The organism is Paracandidimonas lactea (genome assembly GCF_021653995.1).
In the GTDB taxonomy this organism is placed as follows: Bacteria; Pseudomonadota; Gammaproteobacteria; order Burkholderiales; family Burkholderiaceae_B; genus Allopusillimonas; species Allopusillimonas lactea.
On record NZ_JAJJOZ010000005.1, the window covers coordinates 188,757 to 209,742 of the forward strand.

Here is a 20,986-nt window from a genome sequence, read left to right on the forward strand (position 1 = left end):
GCCTACTCCGCCAGCGAGATGCCTGATTCTTTGATCGTTGCGCGAACGTTTGTCGAGGTATCGCTAATGCGGGTCGTAAATTGCTCAGGTGTGCTGGGCATAGGTGTCAAACCCATGTTTTCCATGGTTTTTTGCATTTCGGGCTTGGCCAGGGCGTCTTTCACCGCCTTGTTCAGGCGCGCAATGACCTCTGACGGCGTGCCTTGCGGCGCGACGAGGCCGAACCAGGTGATGGTGAGGCTGTTCAGATCTGGATAGCCGAGCTCTTTCATGGTCGGTACATTGGGTAGCTTGGGTAGACGCTCATGGGCGTAGACGGCCAGCGCTTTCAGTTTTCCAGCGGCTACCTGGCCGGCGGCCGAGGCGTATTGGTCGACGATCAGCGGTGTCTCGCCGCTGAGCGCCGCCGTAATGGCTGGGCCCATGCCACGATAGGGTACGTGCAGAATGTCAGTCTTGAACTTTGCATTGAAAGCGGCCAGGTTCAAGTGGCCCACGGAGCCAACGCCCGGCGAGCCCATGGAATATGCCTGCGGGTCTGCCTTGATGGCGGTGACCAGTTCGTCGAGCGTATTCGCTTTGACAGAGGGGTTGACCATCAACACAGCGGGTGATTCGGCCAGCAGCGAAATGGGCGCCAGTTTCGGCTCGTTGTTCTGACCGGGCTTGATCAGCGGGTTGACCACCAGTGTGCTTACGGTACCGACGCCAAGCGTATAGCCATCGGGCTTGGCGCGCTCCACCTGCTGCGTGCCAATCTGGCCACCGGCGCCTGCCGCGTTTTCCACGACAATCGTCTGGCCCAGTTCGGTGCGCAGCCCCTCGGCAACAGCGCGCGCGAGTAGATCGGTGGAACCGCCCGGCGCAAATGGCACAATCAGGCGAATAGGGTGGTCGGGATAGGCATCGGCAGCGTGGGCCGGTGTGCTGGCGACGGCGCATAGCGCAAACGCCGCGGCCAGGAAGGGGCGAGTGTTCATGTAGGCTCCTGGTGTAGGGTCTGAGAGTCAGGGACGAAGAGGGATACCCTTGCAAGGGCTGCCCGCACCTGGGTGGATGAGGGCGATGGGGTAATACTTGGTTGTTTATTATGAAGAATTTGACATTTATATTTCCAATAACTATATTGGCATTGGTATTCAAAATTCTTATATCTTGGCGGCACTGATGCGTTGCTCATCCCGTTCCCGCCGCGCGGCGAACAGGGCGCGGGCGCGAAGGCCGGCTGTCATCAGGAGAGGGGCATGGCGTCATCTCAGCATCATGTTCTGATGGCCCGCTTGCTTGCCAAGGGCCGGTTGCGGCACCTGCAGCTGATCGGCCTGGTGGCCGATATGGGCAGCATACAACATGCCGCAGCCCGCGTCGGCATGAGCCAACCCGCTGCCACTCACGCTATACGAGACATCGAAATGCTGATCGGGGCGCAGTTGTTCGAGCGCCACGCCCGCGGCATGCGTCTCACCCAGAAGGGCCAACTGGTTGCAGACTACGCCCGCAATATGCTGAGCTCGCTGTATTCGGTGACAGAGGGCTTGGCTTTGCTCAATGACGGCGCAGTTTCCCGTCTGCGGCTGGGGGCGATCCCCGCTGCTGCCAGCAGCCTGCTGGCTGTGCGCTTGCCAGATTTCATTGCGCGCAACCCCGGCATACACCTGAGTGTCGAGGAGGGGACACGGATGGCATTGCTGCCATCACTGATCAAGGGTGAGTTTGACATCCTCTTCTGCAGACCGCCTGATTCCCTGCCCCATGGCTTTTTATTTAAAGCCCTACTCAGCGATGAGTCGATCATTGTCAGTCGGCCGGGGCATCCGCTGTCGCGTGGGGAAGTGGACCATCGGCTCGAATCGCTCGCTGATTATCCCTGGATCCAGCCGCCCGACCATACCGCGGGCCGTGCGGTTTTCGACGCATTGTTCAGACGTCTGGGTGTGTCGCCGCGTGTTTATCCGTTCAGCGGCGCCAGCATGCCGCTTGCCGTCATGGTGGCCATCTTCGAAGCCGAGTCCGCGCTGTGCCTGATGCCGCGTAGCCTGGCTGGGGCGTTGATGCGCACAGGCCAGATCGGCGCGATTGCGCTGCCGGCTCAAGGTATGCTGCAGCCGCTGGGCGCGATTTACCCGTCCGACCGATTGGGCGCAGCGGGCAGGGCACTGCTTCATGCTTTGCAAAGCGGCGCTGAGCCCATACCTTTATCGCCATGATGCAATCCAAAACCAAGGAGCCTGGCATGAGCCGAACACGTGTTTTCCTGATCGAGGCCGACACTGCCTTGCGTGTGCTCGACGATATCCCCGCCCAGATCGGTGATGGCGCCTTTGTGTGGCTCGTATGTACACGAACGTATCTGGCAGAGAACGTTAATGCGCTGCAGGATCAGGTGCACGCGTTGACCGGCCGGCGCCTGCTGGATCTGCATATCTCGGATCTGTTGAACAACAACCTGCCATCGCACTTCGATTTCACGTCGAACTACGACCAACTTGTGTTTCGTGGATTGGCAGACGAAGAGCGGGAAAGCGGCCGATCATCGGAGACGGCTGTGCGGACGGCCGGCAAGCCTGCCAGACCAGGCCCTGCCGGCAAGGTGCCGTCCGCGAAGGTGCAGACGACACCTGTGGGTTTTGTGGTGTTCGACCAGTTGCTGTTGACAGTGCATACCGAAGATTTCAGCGTCATTGACGCTTATGAGGAACGCCTGAAAAGGCTGGAGGAAGAAGTGCCCTTGCGCGGCAACGGCAAAGGTGTGGCCTATGGGGCCGTGCGTCTGCCCGGTTCTCCGGCAGAGCTGATGCTGCATATGATCAGCATGATGGTAGACGGCTACCTGGATCTGCGTCGGGTAATGTCGCGCCGGCTGGATCATTGGCAGCAGAAGCTGCTGCGGCCTGACAGCCGGTTCGATGACTGGTCCGGCCTGCTCAAAGCGAGGCAGGCGCTGCATCATCTGTACGACTTGTGTGAAGACCAGCGCAATGCGTTGACGCAATGGATGGATATGCTGGCCGAGTGGCCGGTGGGGCAAAGCGAAGCGGCCCGCTATGCGCACGAGCTGCTGCTGGTGCGCAGCCGTGATATCCAGGAGCATATCGAGCGTGTGTCGCGCCATATCCGCGAACTGGAAAACAGTGCAGAAACGGCTGTGCAGATCCATTTCAATATCCAGAGCAACCGCACCAACGACGTGATGCGCACGCTCACGGCAATTACAGCAATATTTCTGCCGCTAAACCTCATCGCGGGCATTTTCGGCATGAATTTCGAGTTCATTCCTGGCTTGCGGACCGTATCGGGGTTCTGGTGGTCCTTGGGCATGATGGCGCTGATCGCTTTCGCGCTGCTGTTGTATTTCGCGCGCAAGCGCTATCTGACATCAAGCGATGGCGGATAGCGGACAATACACGGAAATCAGATAACGACGATTCGGCAAAGAACAAGGGGGAGCAACGATGCTGCCAGTGTGGCTGGTGGTGGTGTCTCTGGGTTATGCGGCATTATTGTTCGCCGTGGCCTGGGCGGGAGACAAATATCCACTTTATCCGCAGCGCACATGGCTGCGGCCGGCCGTCTACAGCCTGGCGCTGGCGGTGTACTGCTCGTCCTGGACATTCTACGGCGCTGTCGGCTCGGCGGCGCGCCAAGGCATCGGCTACCTGCCCATTTATCTGGGGCCGCTGCTGTTGCTTGTTTTTGGTTGGCGTATTCTCGAACGCCTTGCACTGGTCGCCCAGAGCCAGAATACTGTTTCCATCTCCGATTTCATCTCCGCGCGCTATGGCCGTTCGCAGCGGCTGGCGGCGCTGGTGTCAGTGATGGCGATCATTGCCGCCATCCCCTATCTTGCCCTGCAGTACAAGGCGGTGGCCATCAGCCTGGGCGTGCTGGGCGGTACCACGCAGGCGTCCAGCATCGTGGGCGACCCCGCCTTTTATGTTGCGGCGGTCATGGCGTTGTTTTCGATTCTGTTTGGCACCCGGCAGGTCGACGCCACCGAGCACCGGCCCGGTCTGATGCTGGCGGTGGCGTTCGAATCACTGGTCAAGCTACTGGCCTTGGTGGTGGTGGGGCTGTTTGCCGCGAGTTGGCTCGATGACCTTGGCGGCGGCGTCGTACGGGCTACGCAGGCGTTGATCGAAAACACTCCGCCGGTAGGGTTCGTGGGCCAGACGTTGCTGGCGTTCGCGGCCATGGTCTGTCTTCCGCGGCAGTTTCATGTAGCTGTCGTCGAGTGCGCCAATGTCAGCGACATCCGCCGCGCGCGCTGGCTGTTCGGCGGTTACCTGCTTATTGTCTGCGTGATGGTGCTGCCTATTGCCAGTGCAGGGGTTGCGCTGTTCGGCACGCATGGCGAGGTGGCGCCCGACAGCTTCGTGCTGGCGCTGCCGTTGATGCAGAACCAGACAGCGGTGGCCGTGATCGCCTATATCGGCGGTTTTTCTGCGGCGACCGGCATGGTCATCATTGCCAGCGTGGCACTGGCCACCATGGCAAGCAACGATCTCGTCATGCCGGTATTACTGCGCCGGCGGGGCGGCAAGGCGTTGCACGGTGACGTGGCCTCGACCGTACTGTGGATACGGCGAGGAGCGATCATTAGTCTTGCGGCATTGGCATATGGCTACAACCGGGCTATTTCGGGCGATGAGGCACTGGCGTCGTTCGGGTTGATGGCATTTGCCGCCATGGCACAGTTTGGCCCGGGCCTGATTGGCGGCCTGTATTGGCGTGGCGCGAGTAGGCAAGGCGTCGAAGCCGGCCTAATGATCGGCTTTGCAGTTTGGGTTTACACGTTGCTGCTGCCTACCTTTACCGAAGCCGGCTGGCTGGATCATACGTGGCTGGAGCACGGGCTGTTCGGGCTGTCGTGGCTCCGGCCGCGGCAGTTGTTCGGAGCGGAGGGCTGGGATCCCATCACACATGGCACGTTCTGGTCATTGTCTCTGAACACGGCGGCCATGATGCTGGTGTCGGCGCGTTGGCGCCCGAGCTTGGGCGAGCGCTTGCGCGCCGAACCGTTTCTCGAACCCTACGCCGCGAGGCGGAGCATGGAGGCAGGTCAATGGCGCGGCAGTGTGCGGGTAGCCGATCTGCTCGCACTGGCAAGCCGCGTCGTTGGTGAGCGCACCGCCCAGCAGGCATTTGAAGAGCGCGCTGCAGAGCAGGGCCATGCGTTGAGCGCCGATGCGCGCGCTGACACGGAATGGGTCAGGTTTACCGAACTGCTGCTGGCTGGGGCGGTGGGGGCGGCCTCAGCCCGCCTGCTGTTGGCGCGTGCGTTGGAAGGGTCTGGCATCGAGGTGGCGGCGGTTGCGGCTGTGCTCGATGAGGCGGGGCAAGCCTTGCGTTTCAATCGCGATATTCTATTGGCCACACTCGAGAACATTGACCAGGGTGTGAGTGTCGTGGATGCGCAAATGCGTCTGACCGCCTGGAACAGTCGCTATTGGAAGTTGTTCCAGTACCCGGTTGACATGCTCTATGTCGGCAGGCCGGTGGCCGACTTGATCCGCTTCAACGCTGAGCGTGGCGAACTCGGCCACGCGGGGCGGGTGGACGTAGAGCATGAAATCGACAAGCGCTTGAATTACATGCGTGCGGGCACGCCATATATTTCAGAGCGCACGCTGGGTACCGGGCAGGTCATTGCCCTGCGCGGCCATCCGTTGCCAGGCGGCGGCTACGTCACCAGCTACAGCGACGTCACGGAATACAAGCGTGTGGAGCAGGCGCTGCGCGATGTCAACGAAACGCTGGAGCAGCGTGTGGCCGATCGCACCCATGAGGCTGAGATGGCGCAGGCATCGCGCTCGCGCTTTCTCACTGCCATCAGCCACGATGTGCTGCAGCCTATCAATGCCGCCCGCCTGTTTGCGTCCGCGCTGCGCGAGTCCACCGACCCTACTGAGTATCCACATCTGGCCGAGCGCGTCGATACGTCGTTGCGTGCGGCAGAGGAACTGCTGGACGGCTTGCTGGATGTGTCGCGGCTGGACGGCGGCGCGCTGCAACCGTCGCTGACGGTATTTGACGCCGGCGTGCTGCTGCGCCAACTCGTTGAGCAATACATGCCCATGGCGCTGGGCCGAGGTCTGGTGCTGCGGCTGCATGCGCGTCCACTCTATGTGTATAGCGATCAGCGTCTGCTGGGGCGTGTGGTGCAGAACTTCTTGGCCAATGCGTTGCGTTACACCCGTTCCGGGCGTATTGTCCTGGCCGCGCGTGTCCGGGGCGACCACGTTGTGTTGCAGGTCTGGGATACGGGGCCTGGCATCCCGTCCAACCATCTGCGACAGATTTATGAGGAGTTTCAACGCTACGAGCAACCCTTCGATTGGGATGGCCGTGGCCTGGGCCTCGGGTTGTCGATTTGTCAGCGGATTTCTTCGCTGTTGGGGCATGCGTTGAGCGCGCGCTCGGTAGTGGGGCGAGGCAGCATGTTTGCGATCTCGGTGCCGCGCGCTGAGCCACCGGCCGTCATGGCAGCGCCGGCGCAGCGCGAACAGGCCGCGGGGCCCGCGCTGCAGGGCATGCGGGTACTGTGTGTGGATAACGACCCGGACATCCTGGCAGGTATGCGCACACTGTTATCGCGCTGGGGCGTCGAAACACTGTGCGCCGCCACGGTGGATGATGCGCTGGCCGCCATGCCCGCAGCACCGCACGTGCTGCTGGTCGATTATCACTTGCATGACCGGCTGGATGGCCTGGATGCGCTCGATGCGTTGCGCGAGCATTCACCGCGTGCGGCAGGTGCGCTATTGACCGCCGATGGCAGCGACAGCCTCAAGCAGGCTGCCCTTGCCCGCGGATATAGGGTGCTTACCAAGCCGCTGCGCCCCGCGTCGCTGCGGGCCTACTTGAGCGCTCACGCGCCGGCGCTGCCGTCTTGACGAGAGGGGAGGGCGGATGCCCCTGGTGGTGTGGATGGGGCCGGTGCGGCCGCGGCATTGCGGTGTGTCGGCCGCGGGCGTTCAGGCCTTGCGTAGCGGCGGTTCGTCTGGTACGCCCAGCCGCGAGGCGATCAGCACAGCCTGGGTGCGATTGGAGGCGCCCAACTTGCGCATGATTTGCGTCATATGGGCCTTGATAGTGGCTTCGGAAAGATTGAGGTCGTAGGCGATCTGCTTGTTGAGCTGGCCCGCGCAGACCATCTGGAGCACACGGAACTGCTGCGGTGTCAGCTCGCGCAGGCGGCCTGCCGCGGCCAGTTCGTCGGCATCCGCACCCGGGCATGATGCAGCGTCGATGCCCGAAGGCGTCCAGGTGTTGCCGTCCAGAATTTGCTGCAGTGCTTGGCCTAATACGCCAGCGTCGCACGATTTGGGGATGAAGCCCATGGCGCCGTGGTCCATGGCGCGACGCATGATGACCGGCTCTTCGTGTGCCGAGATGATAACGATGGGAAGCTCGGGATGGTGGGCTCGCAGATGTACAAGCGCACTGAACCCGCGCGCGCCGGGCATATCGAGATCGAGCAGCAGCAGATCGGCGCCGGGATGCGCTTCGACCAGGTCAGACAAACGGTGAAACGCGTCGGCTTCGTGGATCACGGCCTGCGCAAACGTGCGCGAGACCACCCCGCGCAGCGCTTCGCGAAACAGAGGGTGGTCGTCGGCAATCAGCAGTTCAGTCATCGGCCGCTGTAAGTCTCATGAAAACACGTGGCGTTCCTGCAGCAACTGCTCGACTACGGCCGGATCGGCCAATGTACTGATGTCGCCCAGTTGCTCGGGCTGGTTTTCGGCGATTTTACGCAAAATACGTCGCATGATCTTGCCTGACCGCGTCTTGGGCAGGGCCGGCGCCCACTGAAGGTGGTCGGGCGTGGCGATGGGCCCGATTTCTTTGCGGATATGCGCCAGTAGGTCCTTGCGCAAGTCTTCACTCGGCTGCACGCCGGCCACCAGGGTCACATACACATAAATACCCTGGCCCTTGAGGTCGTGCGCAAACCCGACAGCGGCGGCTTCGGCCACCTTGGGGTGCGACACCAGCGCGCTTTCGAGCTCTGCGGTGCCAATGCGGTGGCCGCTGACGTTGATCACATCGTCCACACGCCCGGTGATCCAGTAATAACCGTCCTCGTCGCGGCGGCAGCCGTCGCCCGTGAAGTAGGCGCCGGGGTAGGTGCGGAAGTAGGTGTCAATGAAGCGCGCATGATCTCCGTAAATGGTGCGCGCCTGCCCTGGCCAGGAGTCGGTGATAACTAGGTTGCCTTGGCCCTCACCCTCGATCATCCGGCCGTCGGCATCGACCAGTGCCGGACGCACACCGAAGAAGGGCACGGTTGCCGAACCCGGTTTGGTGTCGATAGCGCCCGGCAGCGGCGCGATTAGAATGCCGCCGGTTTCTGTTTGCCACCAGGTGTCGACAATGGGCAGCCGGCCTTCACCGACCACATCGTGGTACCAGCGCCAGGCTTCGGGGTTGATGGGTTCACCCACGGTGCCCAACAGGCGCAGTGACGCGCGCGACGTGGCGTGCACCGGGCCATCTCCCTCGCGCATCAGCGCGCGGATGGCCGTGGGGGCGGTGTAGAAGATGGTGACCTGATGGCGGTCGACCACGCGCCAGAAGCGCGAGGCGTCGGGGTAGCTGGGCACCCCTTCAAAAATGACGGTAGTGGCGCCGTTGGCCAGCGGGCCATACACAATATAGGTGTGGCCGGTAATCCAGCCCACATCGGCGGTGCACCAGAAAACGTCGTTCTCACGCAGATCGAAGATGGCTTGATGCGTATGGCTGGCATACACCAGATAGCCGCCTGTCGTGTGCACGACGCCCTTGGGCTTGCCTGTGCTGCCCGAGGTGTAGAGAATGAACAGTGGGTCTTCGGCATTCATGCGCTCGGGCTCGCACGTTTCAGGCTGGCTTTCCATGGCTTTGTCCAGCCACAGGTCGCGCCCTGTCTTCATGTCGATCGCGGCGCCGGTGTGTGGCAGCACGAAGACGGTTTCCACGCAGTCTGTGCCGGGCAGTTGGAGCGCGGCGTCGACATTCGCCTTGAGCGGCACAGGGCGCCCCCCGCGCAGGCCCTCGTCAGCCGTGATGACAACCTTGGCACCGCAGTCGCGGATGCGGTCGGCCAGCGAGGTGGGCGAGAAGCCGCCGAATACCACGTTGTGCACGGCGCCGATGCGCGCGCAGGCCAGCAGGGCTACAGCGGCCTCGGGCACCATGGGCAGGTAAATGCTGACGCGGTCGCCCTTGCCAACGCCCGCCATGCGCAAAGCGTTGCCCAGCTTGCAGACGCGCTGGTGCAGCGCGCGGTAGCTGAGGGTGCGCGGCGGCGCTTCGGGGCTGTCGGCCTCCCACACAATAGCGGCCTTGTCGCCGCGGGTTTCCAGGTGGCGGTCCAGGCAATTGACGCTAACGTTCAGTTCGCCGTCGGCGTACCAGCGGATGCGGAAGTCATCGGGGTCAAAGCTGACGTCGCGAATCTCGGTGGGTGCGCGATACCAGGTCAGCCGTTCTGCGGCCTGTTTCCAGAACGCCTCGGGATCATCCAGCGATGCCTGGTACAACTGCTCATAAGCTTGGCGGTCCAGGGTGTCGGGGCTTGCGTAGCCTGCGGGAACGGGGTAGCGGTCGTCGATCTGTGTGGTTGTCATGGTGAGAATGTCTCCTGTGACTGTGCGGTGTATCAGTGCGTTGGCGGTGTGCGGCGGTTGGCGTTCGAATGGTCAGCAGGCCGCGGTGCCACAGCCGCGGCAGGAGCGCCGCGGCATCGGTTTTTGCGCGATCAGTGCTGCAGTGCGGCCGATGCGCCCAGGCCGGTTTCGCTGCGCACCGTCAGGGCATCGAACGCCAGGCGCTCGCGTTCGGCCTGCTTGCTGCGATCCAGCGTCGAGAACAGCCAGATGGCAAAGAAAGCCAGCGGTATGGAGAAAATGCCTGGATTTGGGAAGGGCACGATAGGTGTTGAAAAGCCCAGCACATCAACCCAGACCGTTTTGCTCAGCACCACCCACAGCGTTGCCGTGGCCAGGCCGAGGAAGCCGCCTATCGTAGCGCCGCGCGTGGTGCAGCCCCGCCAGGAGATGGACAGCACAAGCACCGGGAAGTTGGCGCTGGCGGCGATGGCGAAGGCCAGGCCCACCATAAAGGCCACGTTCTGGTTCTCGAACAGGATGCCCAGCAGGATGGCCAGAATGCCCAGCATGATCGTGGACAGCCGCGAGATGCGCATCTGTTCACGCTCTGTGGCGCGGCCCCGGGCAATCACGTTGGCGTACAAGTCGTGCGAGATGGCTGCCGCACCCGCCAGGGCAAGGCCGGCCACGACGGCGACAATGGTGGCGAAGGTCACCGCAGCCAGGAAACCCAGCAGCAGGCTGCCGCCCACGGCATTGGATAGGTGCACTGCAACCATGTTGGTGCCGCCGATCAGGCCGTGAATCAAGTCGATCTTGCCGTCGGGGCCAGCCTGGAAGTACTCGGGGTGGCGCACCAGCAGAGCAACCGCACCGAAGCCGATGATGAAGGTGAGCAGGTAGAAGTAGCCAATGAAGCTGCTGGCATAGATCACGGACTTGCGGGCTTCTTTGGCGTTGGCGACCGTGAAGAAGCGCATCAGGATGTGTGGCAGCCCGGCGGTGCCGAAGGCCAGGCCGATGCCTAGTGACAGCGCATTGAGCGGGTTGCTGCTGACTTGCGAGCCGGGCGCGAGAATGTTGGCGCCAGTGGGGTGCACCCGTACAGCTTCGGCCAGCATTTCATTGGGGCTGAACTTGAACAGCGCCAGCACCAGGAAAGCCATGAGTGTGGCGCCGAACAGCATGAGCACGGCCTTGATGATCTGCACCCAGGTGGTGGCTGTCATCCCGCCGAAGGTGACGTAGATCATCATCAGCGAACCAACGATGATGACCGCCACGTTGTAATTGAGGCCGAACAGCAGCACGATGAGCTTGCCGGCGCCCACCATCTGCGCGATCAGGTACAACGCGATGATGAGCAGGGACGCGCTGGCGGCCAGGATACGCATGGGCGTTTGCCGCAGGCGGTATGACGTAACGTCGGCGAAGTTGTAGCGGCCCAGGTTGCGCAGACGCTCTGCAATGAGGAACATTACCACTGGCCAGCCGAACAGGAAGCCGATGGCGTAGATCATGCCGTCGAAGCCGCTGACGTAGACCATGCCGGCGATGCCCAGGAAGGACGCCGCCGAGAGATAATCGCCGGCAATGGCAAGGCCGTTCTGAAAGCCCGTGATGCCGCCGCCGGCTGTGTAGAAATCGGCCGTGGTGCGTGTGCGGCGCGCAGCCCAGTATGTAATACCCATGGTGCCTGCGATGAAGACCAGGAACATCACGATGGCGGGGAAATTGGCCTGCCCGGTGGCTGCGAAAGCGGGCGACGAGAAGCCGGCCAGCAGCGCGGCACCCGCCAGGAAAGAGCGTGCGCGGATCATTTCGCTTTCCTTACGATGGCTTCGAGTAGCGGATCGAAGGTTTTATTGGAAAGGTGCACGTAGGCGGCAACCAGGATGACGGCGCTGATGGTGACCAGCGTGCCGGTGGCAAGGCCGGTGCTGATGCTCATGCCTGGAGCGATGGGGCGAGCGAAGAGACCGGGGTCGAAGGCAAGTGTGAGGATGAACCCCGAATAGATGACAAGCGTAGTAAGAAAAAAGCCGAGGCTGGCGCGGTTGCGTGTTTTTACCAAGCGTTGGTATTCGGGCAAGCGCAATACGGCTTGCACGACGCGGTCGTGGTCGCTGGATGGCATGGTCTGTCTCCGGATTTATAGGGATTATCTGCCTTGCCGCCAGTGCCCCGGCATGGGCTGTGGCCGGGATATGCCTGCCGCTGTTTCGGAGGGAAGCGGAAACCGCGGAGCCGCTGTGCGACTGGAGGTGGCGAGACAAATATAGACCTGTGCCCTAGTGATGCATACGCGACTTTGGTCGAAGCCTGAAGCTGGCTCCTAGGGCGCTTACGCTGAATGTGCGGGTTTGTACGGAGACGTGCGGTGGCGATGACCGCGGGGATGGGAGAAGGGAGAAGGTTCGCGACCGGGCGAACGTCTGAACTTGGAACGCGCTTGTGGCGGGGGCGTACCAGACGCGGCCCGGCATTCCTGCCGAGCCGTATGTCGTTTACTGCACCATATACCGTTAACGAGGCGGTGTGCCGTTTATGGGGCCCGATTACACGGTCGTATACCGTTTACCGGGCCATATGCCGAAATGCCGCGTATCCGGCTATACGGTTTATCGGGCCAGGGAGCGCCGGTTCCACGGTGCCTTCATCAGCAGGCGCGCCATGCCGCAGAAGCCTGACAAGCCCGCAAGAATCAGCCCCCCACCGACAAAGGCGGGCACGGCCAGGAACCATGGCGACACCAGTACACCCAGCACCGTGCCGCCCAATGCCAGGCTGCCGGCGGCAATTTGCACTTGGCGTTGCAGTTCCATCGGCTGGGACGCGTCCTGCTCGATAGGCAAGCCGGCCTTCTTCCAGGCGTCCAGGCCGCCTTCGAGTACATAGGCCTCGCAGCCAGCCCGTGATGCGAGCGTTGCTGCGTTAAGGCGTGTACGGTTCCCGGATCGGCAATGAAAAATGACCGCAGTGGCGTCGGTGGAGCCCAACCCTTGGCGGGCCAAATCTTCCATGGGTAGATTGCGCGCCTGCGGGATATGCTCGCGCAGGAATTCATCGCGGCTGCGGATATCGACCAGTATGGCGCCCGCGGCCAGTCGTTGACGGGCGGCTTCAGGTGTAAGTGTGTTCACGTTCATGGCATGCATCCTTTTGCGCGGCCCCGTATTGTGCGTTTGTGTGCGGGTGGCGGCACCACCTACCCAAACCGCAGTCGTGATAACAGACAGACCGAGTTAAACCAATTACATTAGTTTAATCTAATATAATCGAAAAAGAAACAGCTAGCGAAAAATATCGCACGACCGTGGGTATCTCAGGAAGCAGGGTATCTCAGGACGGCGGGTATCTCAGGCCTGTGCTGAATCGGGTGCGTGCGCAGGCCGGGACTACGTGGGGGGAGTATGCGTCCCGGCAGCCTCAGGGACAGTAGATCTGTTTGAGTGTGGCAACCAGGATTTCGACATCGGGGTTGTCGATACGATAATGCAGGGTTTGCGCCTCGCGCCGATACGTGACCAAGCCTTCCTCGCGCATCTTGGCCAGATGCTGTGACAGCGCCGATTGGCTCAAGGGCACATGCTCGAGCAGGGCGCCCACAGTCATTTCTCTGTGCTCGATCAGCAGGCACAACACCAACAGGCGGTGCTCATTGCCGACCATGCGCAGCAGCGCGGCGGCCTTGGCCGCGCCTTGCTCGAGGAATTGGCGATCTTGCGTGCTTAACGGCATGTATGTGCAGGCGACGTGTCGATGCGCATGAGGGGCTCGTGGCGGCCTGGGTGCGCGGTTGCGATAAGGCATGAATCGCGGATAGTGTACTGCGATTGCGCCGATGGCTTCGCGCAGCATTGCCGATGCTCCCCAAGCCCCGCAAGAATGACTACAATTCCCAGCCAGTATCCAATAAGCCGCGCATGATTCTCATACAGTACATTCTTCCCAAACATTTGCTCACCCGGTGCGCCGGGCGGCTTGCCCGCTGGCGCGGGGGGCGCGTCACCACGACGATGGTGCGCGCATTCATCCGCCGATACGGGGTCGACATGAGCGAAGCGGCCAATTCAGATCCTGCCAGCTACGCCAGTTTCAATGACTTTTTTGGACGGGCCCTGCGCGCAGGTGCGCGGCCCATGGCGGCCACCGCGCTGGTGTGCCCGGTAGACGGCACGGTGAGCCAGGCGGGCCCAATCCACGATGGCCGCATCCTGCAGGCCAAGGGGCATACCTACAGCGCGGCAGAGCTGCTCGGCGGCGACGCAGCCCGCGCGGCACCTTTTCTCGGCGGGCGCTTTGCAACGCTGTATCTGTCTCCGCGCGACTACCATCGCATTCACATGCCCTGTGATGGCTCGCTGGTGTCCATGACCTACGTACCCGGCGATCTCTTTTCGGTCAATCCCGAAACTGTCGACGCCGTGCCGGGCCTGTTTGCGCGCAACGAACGCGTGGTCTGCATGTTCGAAGGCCCGTCGGGCCCATTTGCCCTTGTGCTGGTCGGCGCCACAATTGTCGGCAGCATGATCACCACCTGGCATGGTGTGGTCAACGGCCAACGCCCGGGCGGGCGAGGCTATGCGCCGCAAACCTGGCACTACAAGCAAGGCGAATGCGTGCTGTGCAAGGGCGAAGAAATGGGCCGCTTTCTGCTGGGCTCCACGGTGGTTCTGTTGTTTCCGCCAGGGGCGGAAGACGATATGGCCTTTCCTGAAGGCTGGGCCAAGCCCGGCCGCCAGGTGCGGCAGGGTGAGGCGATGTCGGCGGCGTTACCAGGCTGAGCCTGTCTTTGCTCAATACGCTGCGAGCCGCTTTCTGTGCCGCGGTTTCGATGGGTGAATTCTTCAGCGGCGTAAACCGTACACCCGCATCTTCGCGTATAGCGTGCTCTTGGCAATTCCCAACTGCTGCGCGGCCCGTGTCAGGTTCCCTTCGGCGGCTGCGATCGCTTGGCGTATTGAAGCAGCCTGCACCTGATCCAGGCTGAGAGGCGGCGTCTGGGTAGCGTGTGGATCGTTCGCGGCTTCGCAGCGCGCCTGTATCTCTGGCGGCAGCATGTCCATACGCAAGGGTGCGCCGTCGCTGGCCAGCACTGCGGCTTCCATCGCGTTGCGCAGCTCGCGTACGTTGCCCGGCCAATGGTAGGCCAGCAGGTTGGCCGCGATATCGTTCGGCAATGCTTCAATGCGTTGGCCCGCCTCGCGACGGAAATGTGCCAAAAAGTGGCGCGCCAGCAGCAGTATATCGTTGCCCCGCTCGCGCAACGCGGGTATGTGCAGGCGAGCCACGGCGATGCGATAGTACAGATCCATCCTGAAGTTGCCGGCAATCACTTCTTCCTGCAGATTGCGGTGGGTGGCTGCGACCAGCCGAAAGTCGACTCGTCGCGGTGTGGTCTCGCCCAGCCGCCATACTTCGCCCTGCTCCAGCACGCGCAACAGAAGCGCCTGCATGTCCAGTGGCATTTCGCCAATTTCATCCAGAAACAGGGTGCCGCCTTCAGCCGCTTCGATCTTGCCGGCCATTCCGCCTTTGCGTGCTCCAGTGAACGCGCCTTCCGCGTAGCCGAACAGCTCGCTGGCCAGCAGGTCGCGTGCCATGCCGCCGCAATTGAGCGCCACACAAGGACCTTTGCGATTGCCATGCAGGCTGCGCGCAAAGGCCTCCTTGCCGGTGCCGGTTTCGCCCAGCAAGAGCACCGGTGCGCTGGCTGGCGCAAAACGACGTGCTCGCGCAATCGTCTGGCGCATGCAAGGCGACGCATAGATGAGGTCACTCAGCGCATCACGAGGCGGCGCAGGCGCACGTGCTGGCCGTGGTACACAGGCAGTTTTGTCGACACCTGCCAGCTCCGGCGGCGTCGGATGCCGGTTCACGCGGGATTGCTGCGTTCCGGCATCGGTAGCTTTACCCATTCTTTGTAGAAGGTGTCGATATCCGGCTCGAAATCATGCAGGATCGGGTACCAGGGCGTGGGCGCCTCCACGTCATGCATGCAGCCACACTGAGGGCAGTAATATTCGCGATACACCTGCCATTCGGTGTCTGGCGACATAAGGCGTGGGTATACCTCATCCATGGCGTCGGGTGTGTCCCGCACATAGATCAGCGCCTTCATCTTCCAGTTTTCGCGATAATCGCCGTAACTGTGGCCGCAATCGCATCTGGTTTCCCATCTATGGGTTTCGGCGTCACTCACGATGTACAGATGCGGTCCCAGCGGTAGCACGATGGTGTCTCGCATGCCTGTTTTGGCCTGCAGCGCCCGCAGGTACATGGCAAAGCGCTCGCTGTCTTTGGGCATGGACAACATACGCAGGATGGTGTCCCAGTCCAGGGAGCCGGCCACCATATGATTGATTTGTTCCTGGGTATATACGCTCATTCGTGTGGGTCTCCTGAAAAAAGGGCACCGCGCGCCGCTGGTGGGCGACGCGGTGCGGCTCCGCCAGAGCAAGTTTATTCTTCCACCAAGGTCACGGTATGGACGTCGGGCAGGCGTGACAGATCCATACGGAACTTGGCGCCGTAGCTGGGTACGCCCAATTCGGCTTCGTCCAGTGTCCAGTCGTCGCCCAGGCCCCAGAATGCGCGGAAGCTGTCCCGGAACTTGGGCGACAGGTCGAAGCTTGTGGCGTACATATGTCGCACCTGCACTGAGGCGTCCTTGCGCACGATGCGTTCGCGTTCGCGTGCCATCCAAGTTTCTACAGGCATACCACGCGCGAGGCGCTCTTTGCGGATGCGCGCGCGGCATGCGGCGGTGGCTTTAGCATCCACGTGCCAGATGCCATGCTCGTCCTGTTTCGCAACGGCGCCATAGACTTTGGCGGCATATTCTTCCAGCAATATCTGGCCGTTCAAATCTTGTTCGATGGCGACGATTTCGCGATCCAGTGGGTCGCCAAAACCCGGACCGCCACGCAGATAGTTCAGGTAAAGGTCGTAGTTGTCGTAGCAGTCTTCGGTGGTCATACACTGTTGGTCGCGCTTTACAGTCGCGCTGGGCTCCAAATGGCGCTCATAGTTGGCGTCGTCGGGATTGCCATCACCGCCCAGCGGTAAGCTGTCGCCGCGAACGATGCGATCCTTGAGCCCGGTGTGGTGGGCTTCGAAGCGGTAGCCAGCAGCGGAGGGGTAACCGCCCATCAGGCCCCAATCGCTGTTCATATAACCATTGCCCATGAAGAACATGGTCCAGTCCTGCGCCTTCCACACCATGCGCAGCGATTCGAAACCTGAGCCTCCACGGTACTGGCCGTAGCCGGCCGAGTTTATCTTGATGTTTCGGCCAAGGTAGAGCAGGGGTTCCGCCATTTCCCAGATCTCAATGTCGCCCATGTCGCCTTCGGGGTTCCAGATTGCCGCTGCGTGGTTCAGGCCATCCTTTATGGCGCATGCGCCCGTACCGCAACTGGACGACTCGAAACTGTTCACGGCATGGATCTCGCCTTCCTGGTTGATGCCGCCGCCCTGCAGCCAGTTGCTGGTGTTGGCGTTGCCTGCGTTGACTTCTTCTAGATACCCGCGCGAGAAATACGCCTGGCTCAGCGCGCGCCACATCGTGGTCCATGCCGACACCAGGAAATGCCAGGCGTAAGCATGGCCGGTCCGCCGATCGTCAGGGTTGTTCCAGCAGCCCTTAGGCATGTGGAATTCCGTACCGTAGTAGGCGCCGTCGTTGATGCGTTGGGTGGGCACGAGCGTCTGCGTCATCATCACCCAAATACCGCTGGTGAAGGCCACTTGGTGAGCGTTGTAACTGTGCCAGCCCCAGCGGCTGGCGCCTTCGAAATCCAGCCGCCATGATCCATCCGCGCGGATCTCCATTTCAACTGGCGCGTGCATAATGGAGTCCAGCTTGGCGAACGCATTCGATGTCTGTACGTCGGGGTGGTTGTAAGGTACGTCCACGAACGCTGTTTTGCGGTACTTTCCGGGTAACGTCATGGCGCGCAAGCGAGTTTGCAGGCCGCGCCGACCCTCCTCGATTACTTCGTGGCTGAAGCGCTCATAGGCCTCTAAACCTTCTTCGGCTACTACTTCCTCCACCAACGCGCGAATCATGTGGCAGCCCGCTATGCGTGTCTTCTCGTCCAAAATCCAGTATTTCGGTGTGCGCACGGAACGCTGCGACTCGTGCAACCAGTCGCGGAAGGGTTGGTCGTCGGCGCCCGTCTTGCGGCAGGTAATCATGTAGCCGTCGCCAAAACGTTGCGTCTGCCCGGTGGACATGCTGCCTGGCGTCACGGCGCCGGTATCGATTACATGCGTCACGCCACCCACCCAGCCGATCAGACGGCCATCAATGAAAATGGGCACGATGGTGGCAATATCGCAGGGGTGTACATTGCCGATGGCGCAGTCGTTGTTGGTGAACATATCACCGGGTTCGATGCCGGGGTTGGTTTCCCAGTCGTTTTCGATCATGTACTTGATTGCCGCGCCCATGGTGCCCACATGGATGATGATGCCTGTGGAAGTGAGCACGCAGTCTCCCGCAGTGTTGTACAGCGTAAAGCACAGTTCGCCCTCCTGTTCAACGATGGGGCTGGCGGCAATTTTTTTTGCGGTTTCGCGTGCATGCACCAATCCGCCGCGCAATTTTGAAAACAGCTTCTCATAGCGTATGGGGTCTTTTTCTCGCAGAGTCAACGTCTCCAGGCCGTTGTAGTGACCGGTCTTGGCGGTGCGAGCCAGAATGCCATCCCGAAACTCCTTCAGGCTCTGGCCGTTGCCCAGAAGGTCGGCGCCGGATCGGCGGTTTTGTGCTGGCAATGCGCTCATTATGTGTCACCTCCTGTATGGTGCGATGTGCGTGTTTCTGGCCTGTGTAAGTGGCCATTGGTTTCCGCTATGTGTTTCCGATGGCGCCGCAGTGCCCTTGCATCGCATGTGTCACTTGTGGACGTCGCTCGGTGGGCTGCGCTTATGCGCATACCCCAGCGGTGTTTCCACACTGAGTATTCGGCTTACGCTGGCGATTCTTCTCGCTGCGCATCGCGCCGCGTTTCATGATGCAGCGAAGGATGAACTTCCCGCAGATGAAACAGCCGGTGCTTGTCCAGCGTGGTGGCAAACCCCGTTGGCACCACAAAGGTCGTGGCGTCCGATTCGATGATTGCTGGACCAACGATGTCATTGCCTGGTTTGAGTGCCTCCATGCGCCAGATCGTGGCGTTCGTCCAAGTATGGTGGCGGTAGAATCGGCGTGTGCCCGCGCGTGCTTCGTCGGGAGGAATAGGGCCGCTCTTGGGGTCTTCGGGCAGTACTGGTTTTTGGGTTGCCACAGTACCACGCATGATTACGCCAGTGACTGAAAACCCAAGCTCGGGTGAACGCGCGGCGCTCGCATATACGCGAGCATAGGTATCCTCAAAGGCTGCAACCATCGCGTCCCAGTCTTGTTCGTTATCCGCCTGCTGGATGGGAGAGAGTATCTCGAGGTCATTTAGCTGACCCATGTATTGCATGCGAAAGCCGGGGCGCAGTATTACATCGCTTGCGGCAAAGCCGTTGATGCCGAACTCCTCGATCACCTTGGCCGCCAACTCTTCCCAGCCCCGCTGTATAGCCTGTGCAGCGGCGCACCTATCTTCGGCCTGGCTGTGCCGAGGTACTGCCAGGTCTACCGATTTGTCGTAGCGGTATTCGAAATCAGCGCAGGCGCAGCCAAAGGCTGAGAATCCCGCAGCCCATGCCGGCACCACCACATCGCGAAAGCCCAAACCAGCGGTATAGCCATAGGTATGCACGGGTCCGGCGCCGCCGTAGCTGAAGCAGACAAAATCCGTGGGGCTGTACCCTTTGGCCGCCACGTTGGAGCGCAGATACTCGCGCAGCTGCAGATCCAGCAGTTCGATCACGCCTGCAGCGGCGCTCTCAACCGGTAGCCCCAGCGGGTCGGCAATCTGTTTCTTAATATGGTCGTGGGCCCGTTGCGGGTCAAGCTTGATCGCGCCGCCGAGGAAGTTGTCCGGATTCAAGTATCCCAGCACGACATGGCAGTCGGATACCGTTACAGTGTCCAGACCGCTTTCGGGCCAGCATGTGCCGACGCGATAGCCGGCCGAATCTGGCCCCAGCTTGATGGCGTTGCTGTACGGATCAATGCGTACGAAGGAACCGGCGCCCGCTCCGACGGAATCCATGGTCACCAGCGGCAGTGACAGCACGAGCCGCGCCATATGTGGATCCGCCGCGATGGCAAAGTTGCCTTTTGTGATTAGCGCCATATCGAAGGATGTGCCGCCAATGTCGCTGCAGGCGATATTCTCGTAGCCTAGCGCCTCGCCCAGCAGCTTGGCGCCGATCACTCCGCCGATCGGACCCGATACAATCGTGCGCGCCAATTCAGACGCTTTCCAAGAAATCGTGCCCCCATGCGTGGCCATCACGCGCAGGTCGAAATGCGCACCATGCTTTTTGAAAAGCCCGCTTACTTTGCCCAGCGTCTGGCGTGACGGCTCGGCGGCATAGGCCTCCAGAATCGTGGTGTTCATGCGGTGGCTTTCTTTTCGGGCAGGGTAGTAGTCGACCGAGGCAAACACAGGTATGTCCTGATTCAGCGAGGCAAGCTCACGCTTGACGATGTCTCGCACCAGCCTCTCGTTGTTGCCGTTCTTGTGTGACTGCAGTAGGCAGATCACAATCGCTTTCGCACCCGCCGCGACCAGTTCGCGCGCGGCCTTCCGTACCTGCGCCTCCCGTACCGGTATCACGATCTCGCCCTGCACATCGGTGCGTTCCGTGATGCCGCGTGTGCGCGTCAACGGTACAAGCGGCGCGTCATAGCGGTGGGTATTCAGATGGATGCGCTCTTCCAACGCATAACCCAGGTAGCTCTGCACTGCGCGGCCCATGCTGTGTACATGTTCAAAGCCCTCGTTGCACAATAGACCTACGTCCAACCCCTTCCGCTGCACCACCCGGTTCAGCATAGCCGTGCCGCTATAAACGCAGGTGATCAGCTCGGGGTACACCTCATCGATATTGCGACTCCAGTGCGCCAGGGCATCTTCCGACGAGTGCAACACGGCTAAAGACTCATCGTCTGGATTGCTTTGCGCTTTGCCGACAACAAAGCGTCCGTCACCACGAACGAAGAATGTATCCGTCATTGTTCCGCCGGCATCGATGCCCAATACCTGTACCGATGTGTGATCAGCTTGCATTGCGTCTCCTTCTTCCGGATGGGAATCTGTGTTCATAAGGCGTTACGCTTACATCTGCATGTGAGTTGGAAACGCAAAGCCCATGCCAGAATCCGGCATCCCGCACAGTGCAGGCAGTGCCAGAGACGGCAGGCAGCCGGAAAATAGTCGTTTTCAAGCCGTTGGTTTCTTGTTCTATGCCTGAAAGGTGTTAGTTTAAGGACCGCCAAT

The 20,986-nt window shown here is 61.2% G+C and carries 15 protein-coding genes; 4 read left to right on the forward strand and 11 right to left on the reverse strand.

Going from position 1 to position 20,986, the window contains the following annotated elements; genetic code table 11:
* Window positions 1–2: 2 nt before the first annotated feature.
* The gene (locus tag LOL23_RS11125; protein WP_160981353.1) at window positions 3–980 is read right to left on the reverse strand and encodes a Bug family tripartite tricarboxylate transporter substrate binding protein; all 978 of its coding nucleotides are present in this window, start codon (window positions 978–980) and stop codon (window positions 3–5) included.
* A gap of 264 nt (window positions 981–1,244) precedes the next feature.
* Here LOL23_RS11125 and LOL23_RS11130 point away from each other — a divergent pair, with 264 nt between their 5' ends.
* Genes LOL23_RS11130 through LOL23_RS11140 form a run of 3 tightly spaced genes read left to right on the forward strand, consistent with a single transcriptional unit; the run spans window position 1,245 to window position 6,893 of the window.
* Window positions 1,245–2,207, forward strand: coding sequence for a LysR family transcriptional regulator (locus LOL23_RS11130; protein ID WP_237173593.1), 963 nt, complete (start codon window positions 1,245–1,247; stop codon window positions 2,205–2,207).
* 26 nt (window positions 2,208–2,233) lie between these two features.
* Window positions 2,234–3,394, forward strand: coding sequence for a magnesium transporter CorA family protein (locus LOL23_RS11135; protein ID WP_160981349.1), 1,161 nt, complete (start codon window positions 2,234–2,236; stop codon window positions 3,392–3,394).
* 58 nt (window positions 3,395–3,452) lie between these two features.
* The gene (locus tag LOL23_RS11140; RefSeq protein ID WP_237173594.1) at window positions 3,453–6,893 is read left to right on the forward strand and encodes a hybrid sensor histidine kinase/response regulator; all 3,441 of its coding nucleotides are present in this window, start codon (window positions 3,453–3,455) and stop codon (window positions 6,891–6,893) included.
* An 81-nt stretch (window positions 6,894–6,974) separates the two neighbouring features.
* On the opposite strand, the gene LOL23_RS11145 is transcribed toward LOL23_RS11140, so the two are convergent.
* From LOL23_RS11145 to LOL23_RS11170, 6 genes are all read right to left on the reverse strand, one after another.
* Window positions 6,975–7,637, reverse strand: coding sequence for a response regulator transcription factor (locus LOL23_RS11145; protein ID WP_160981346.1), 663 nt, complete (start codon window positions 7,635–7,637; stop codon window positions 6,975–6,977).
* Window positions 7,638–7,652: 15 nt separating this feature from the next.
* Window positions 7,653–9,614: an acetate--CoA ligase gene (acs, locus tag LOL23_RS11150; protein ID WP_202411793.1), complete on the reverse strand. Its 1,962-nt coding sequence runs from the start codon at window positions 9,612–9,614 to the stop codon at window positions 7,653–7,655.
* Between the two features lie 131 nt (window positions 9,615–9,745).
* Window positions 9,746–11,416, reverse strand: a complete 1,671-nt coding sequence (locus LOL23_RS11155; protein ID WP_160981344.1) for a cation acetate symporter — start codon at window positions 11,414–11,416, stop codon at window positions 9,746–9,748.
* On the reverse strand, window positions 11,413–11,733 hold the full coding sequence (locus LOL23_RS11160; RefSeq protein WP_160981342.1) for a DUF485 domain-containing protein: 321 nt from the start codon (window positions 11,731–11,733) through the stop codon (window positions 11,413–11,415). Before LOL23_RS11160 ends, LOL23_RS11155 begins: the two co-directional genes overlap by 4 nt.
* Window positions 11,734–12,217: 484 nt before the next feature.
* A complete protein-coding gene (locus tag LOL23_RS11165; protein ID WP_160981340.1) occupies window positions 12,218–12,745 on the reverse strand; it encodes a rhodanese family protein in 528 nt (175 codons plus the stop codon).
* 280 nt (window positions 12,746–13,025) lie between these two features.
* Window positions 13,026–13,337, reverse strand: a complete 312-nt coding sequence (locus tag LOL23_RS11170; protein ID WP_160981338.1) for an ArsR/SmtB family transcription factor — start codon at window positions 13,335–13,337, stop codon at window positions 13,026–13,028.
* Window positions 13,338–13,522: 185 nt separating this feature from the next.
* Between LOL23_RS11170 and asd the strand changes: the two genes are divergently transcribed.
* Window positions 13,523–14,383, forward strand: coding sequence for an archaetidylserine decarboxylase (gene asd / locus LOL23_RS11175; RefSeq protein ID WP_160981336.1), 861 nt, complete (start codon window positions 13,523–13,525; stop codon window positions 14,381–14,383).
* Window positions 14,384–14,446: 63 nt separating this feature from the next.
* On the opposite strand, the gene LOL23_RS11180 is transcribed toward asd, so the two are convergent.
* From LOL23_RS11180 to LOL23_RS11195, 4 genes are all read right to left on the reverse strand, one after another.
* Window positions 14,447–15,517, reverse strand: a complete 1,071-nt coding sequence (locus tag LOL23_RS11180; protein ID WP_255772750.1) for a sigma-54 interaction domain-containing protein — start codon at window positions 15,515–15,517, stop codon at window positions 14,447–14,449.
* A complete protein-coding gene (locus LOL23_RS11185; RefSeq protein ID WP_160981332.1) occupies window positions 15,475–15,987 on the reverse strand; it encodes an acetone carboxylase subunit gamma in 513 nt (170 codons plus the stop codon). The genes LOL23_RS11180 and LOL23_RS11185 overlap by 43 nt, the downstream gene beginning before the upstream one ends.
* Before the next feature lie 74 nt (window positions 15,988–16,061).
* Window positions 16,062–18,389 (reverse strand): hydantoinase B/oxoprolinase family protein, encoded by a 2,328-nt coding sequence (locus tag LOL23_RS11190; protein WP_160981330.1) that lies wholly within the window; start codon window positions 18,387–18,389, stop codon window positions 16,062–16,064.
* Window positions 18,390–18,574: 185 nt separating this feature from the next.
* Window positions 18,575–20,776, reverse strand: a complete 2,202-nt coding sequence (locus tag LOL23_RS11195) for a hydantoinase/oxoprolinase family protein (protein WP_160981328.1) — start codon at window positions 20,774–20,776, stop codon at window positions 18,575–18,577.
* Between the last annotated feature and the right edge of the window lie 210 nt (window positions 20,777–20,986).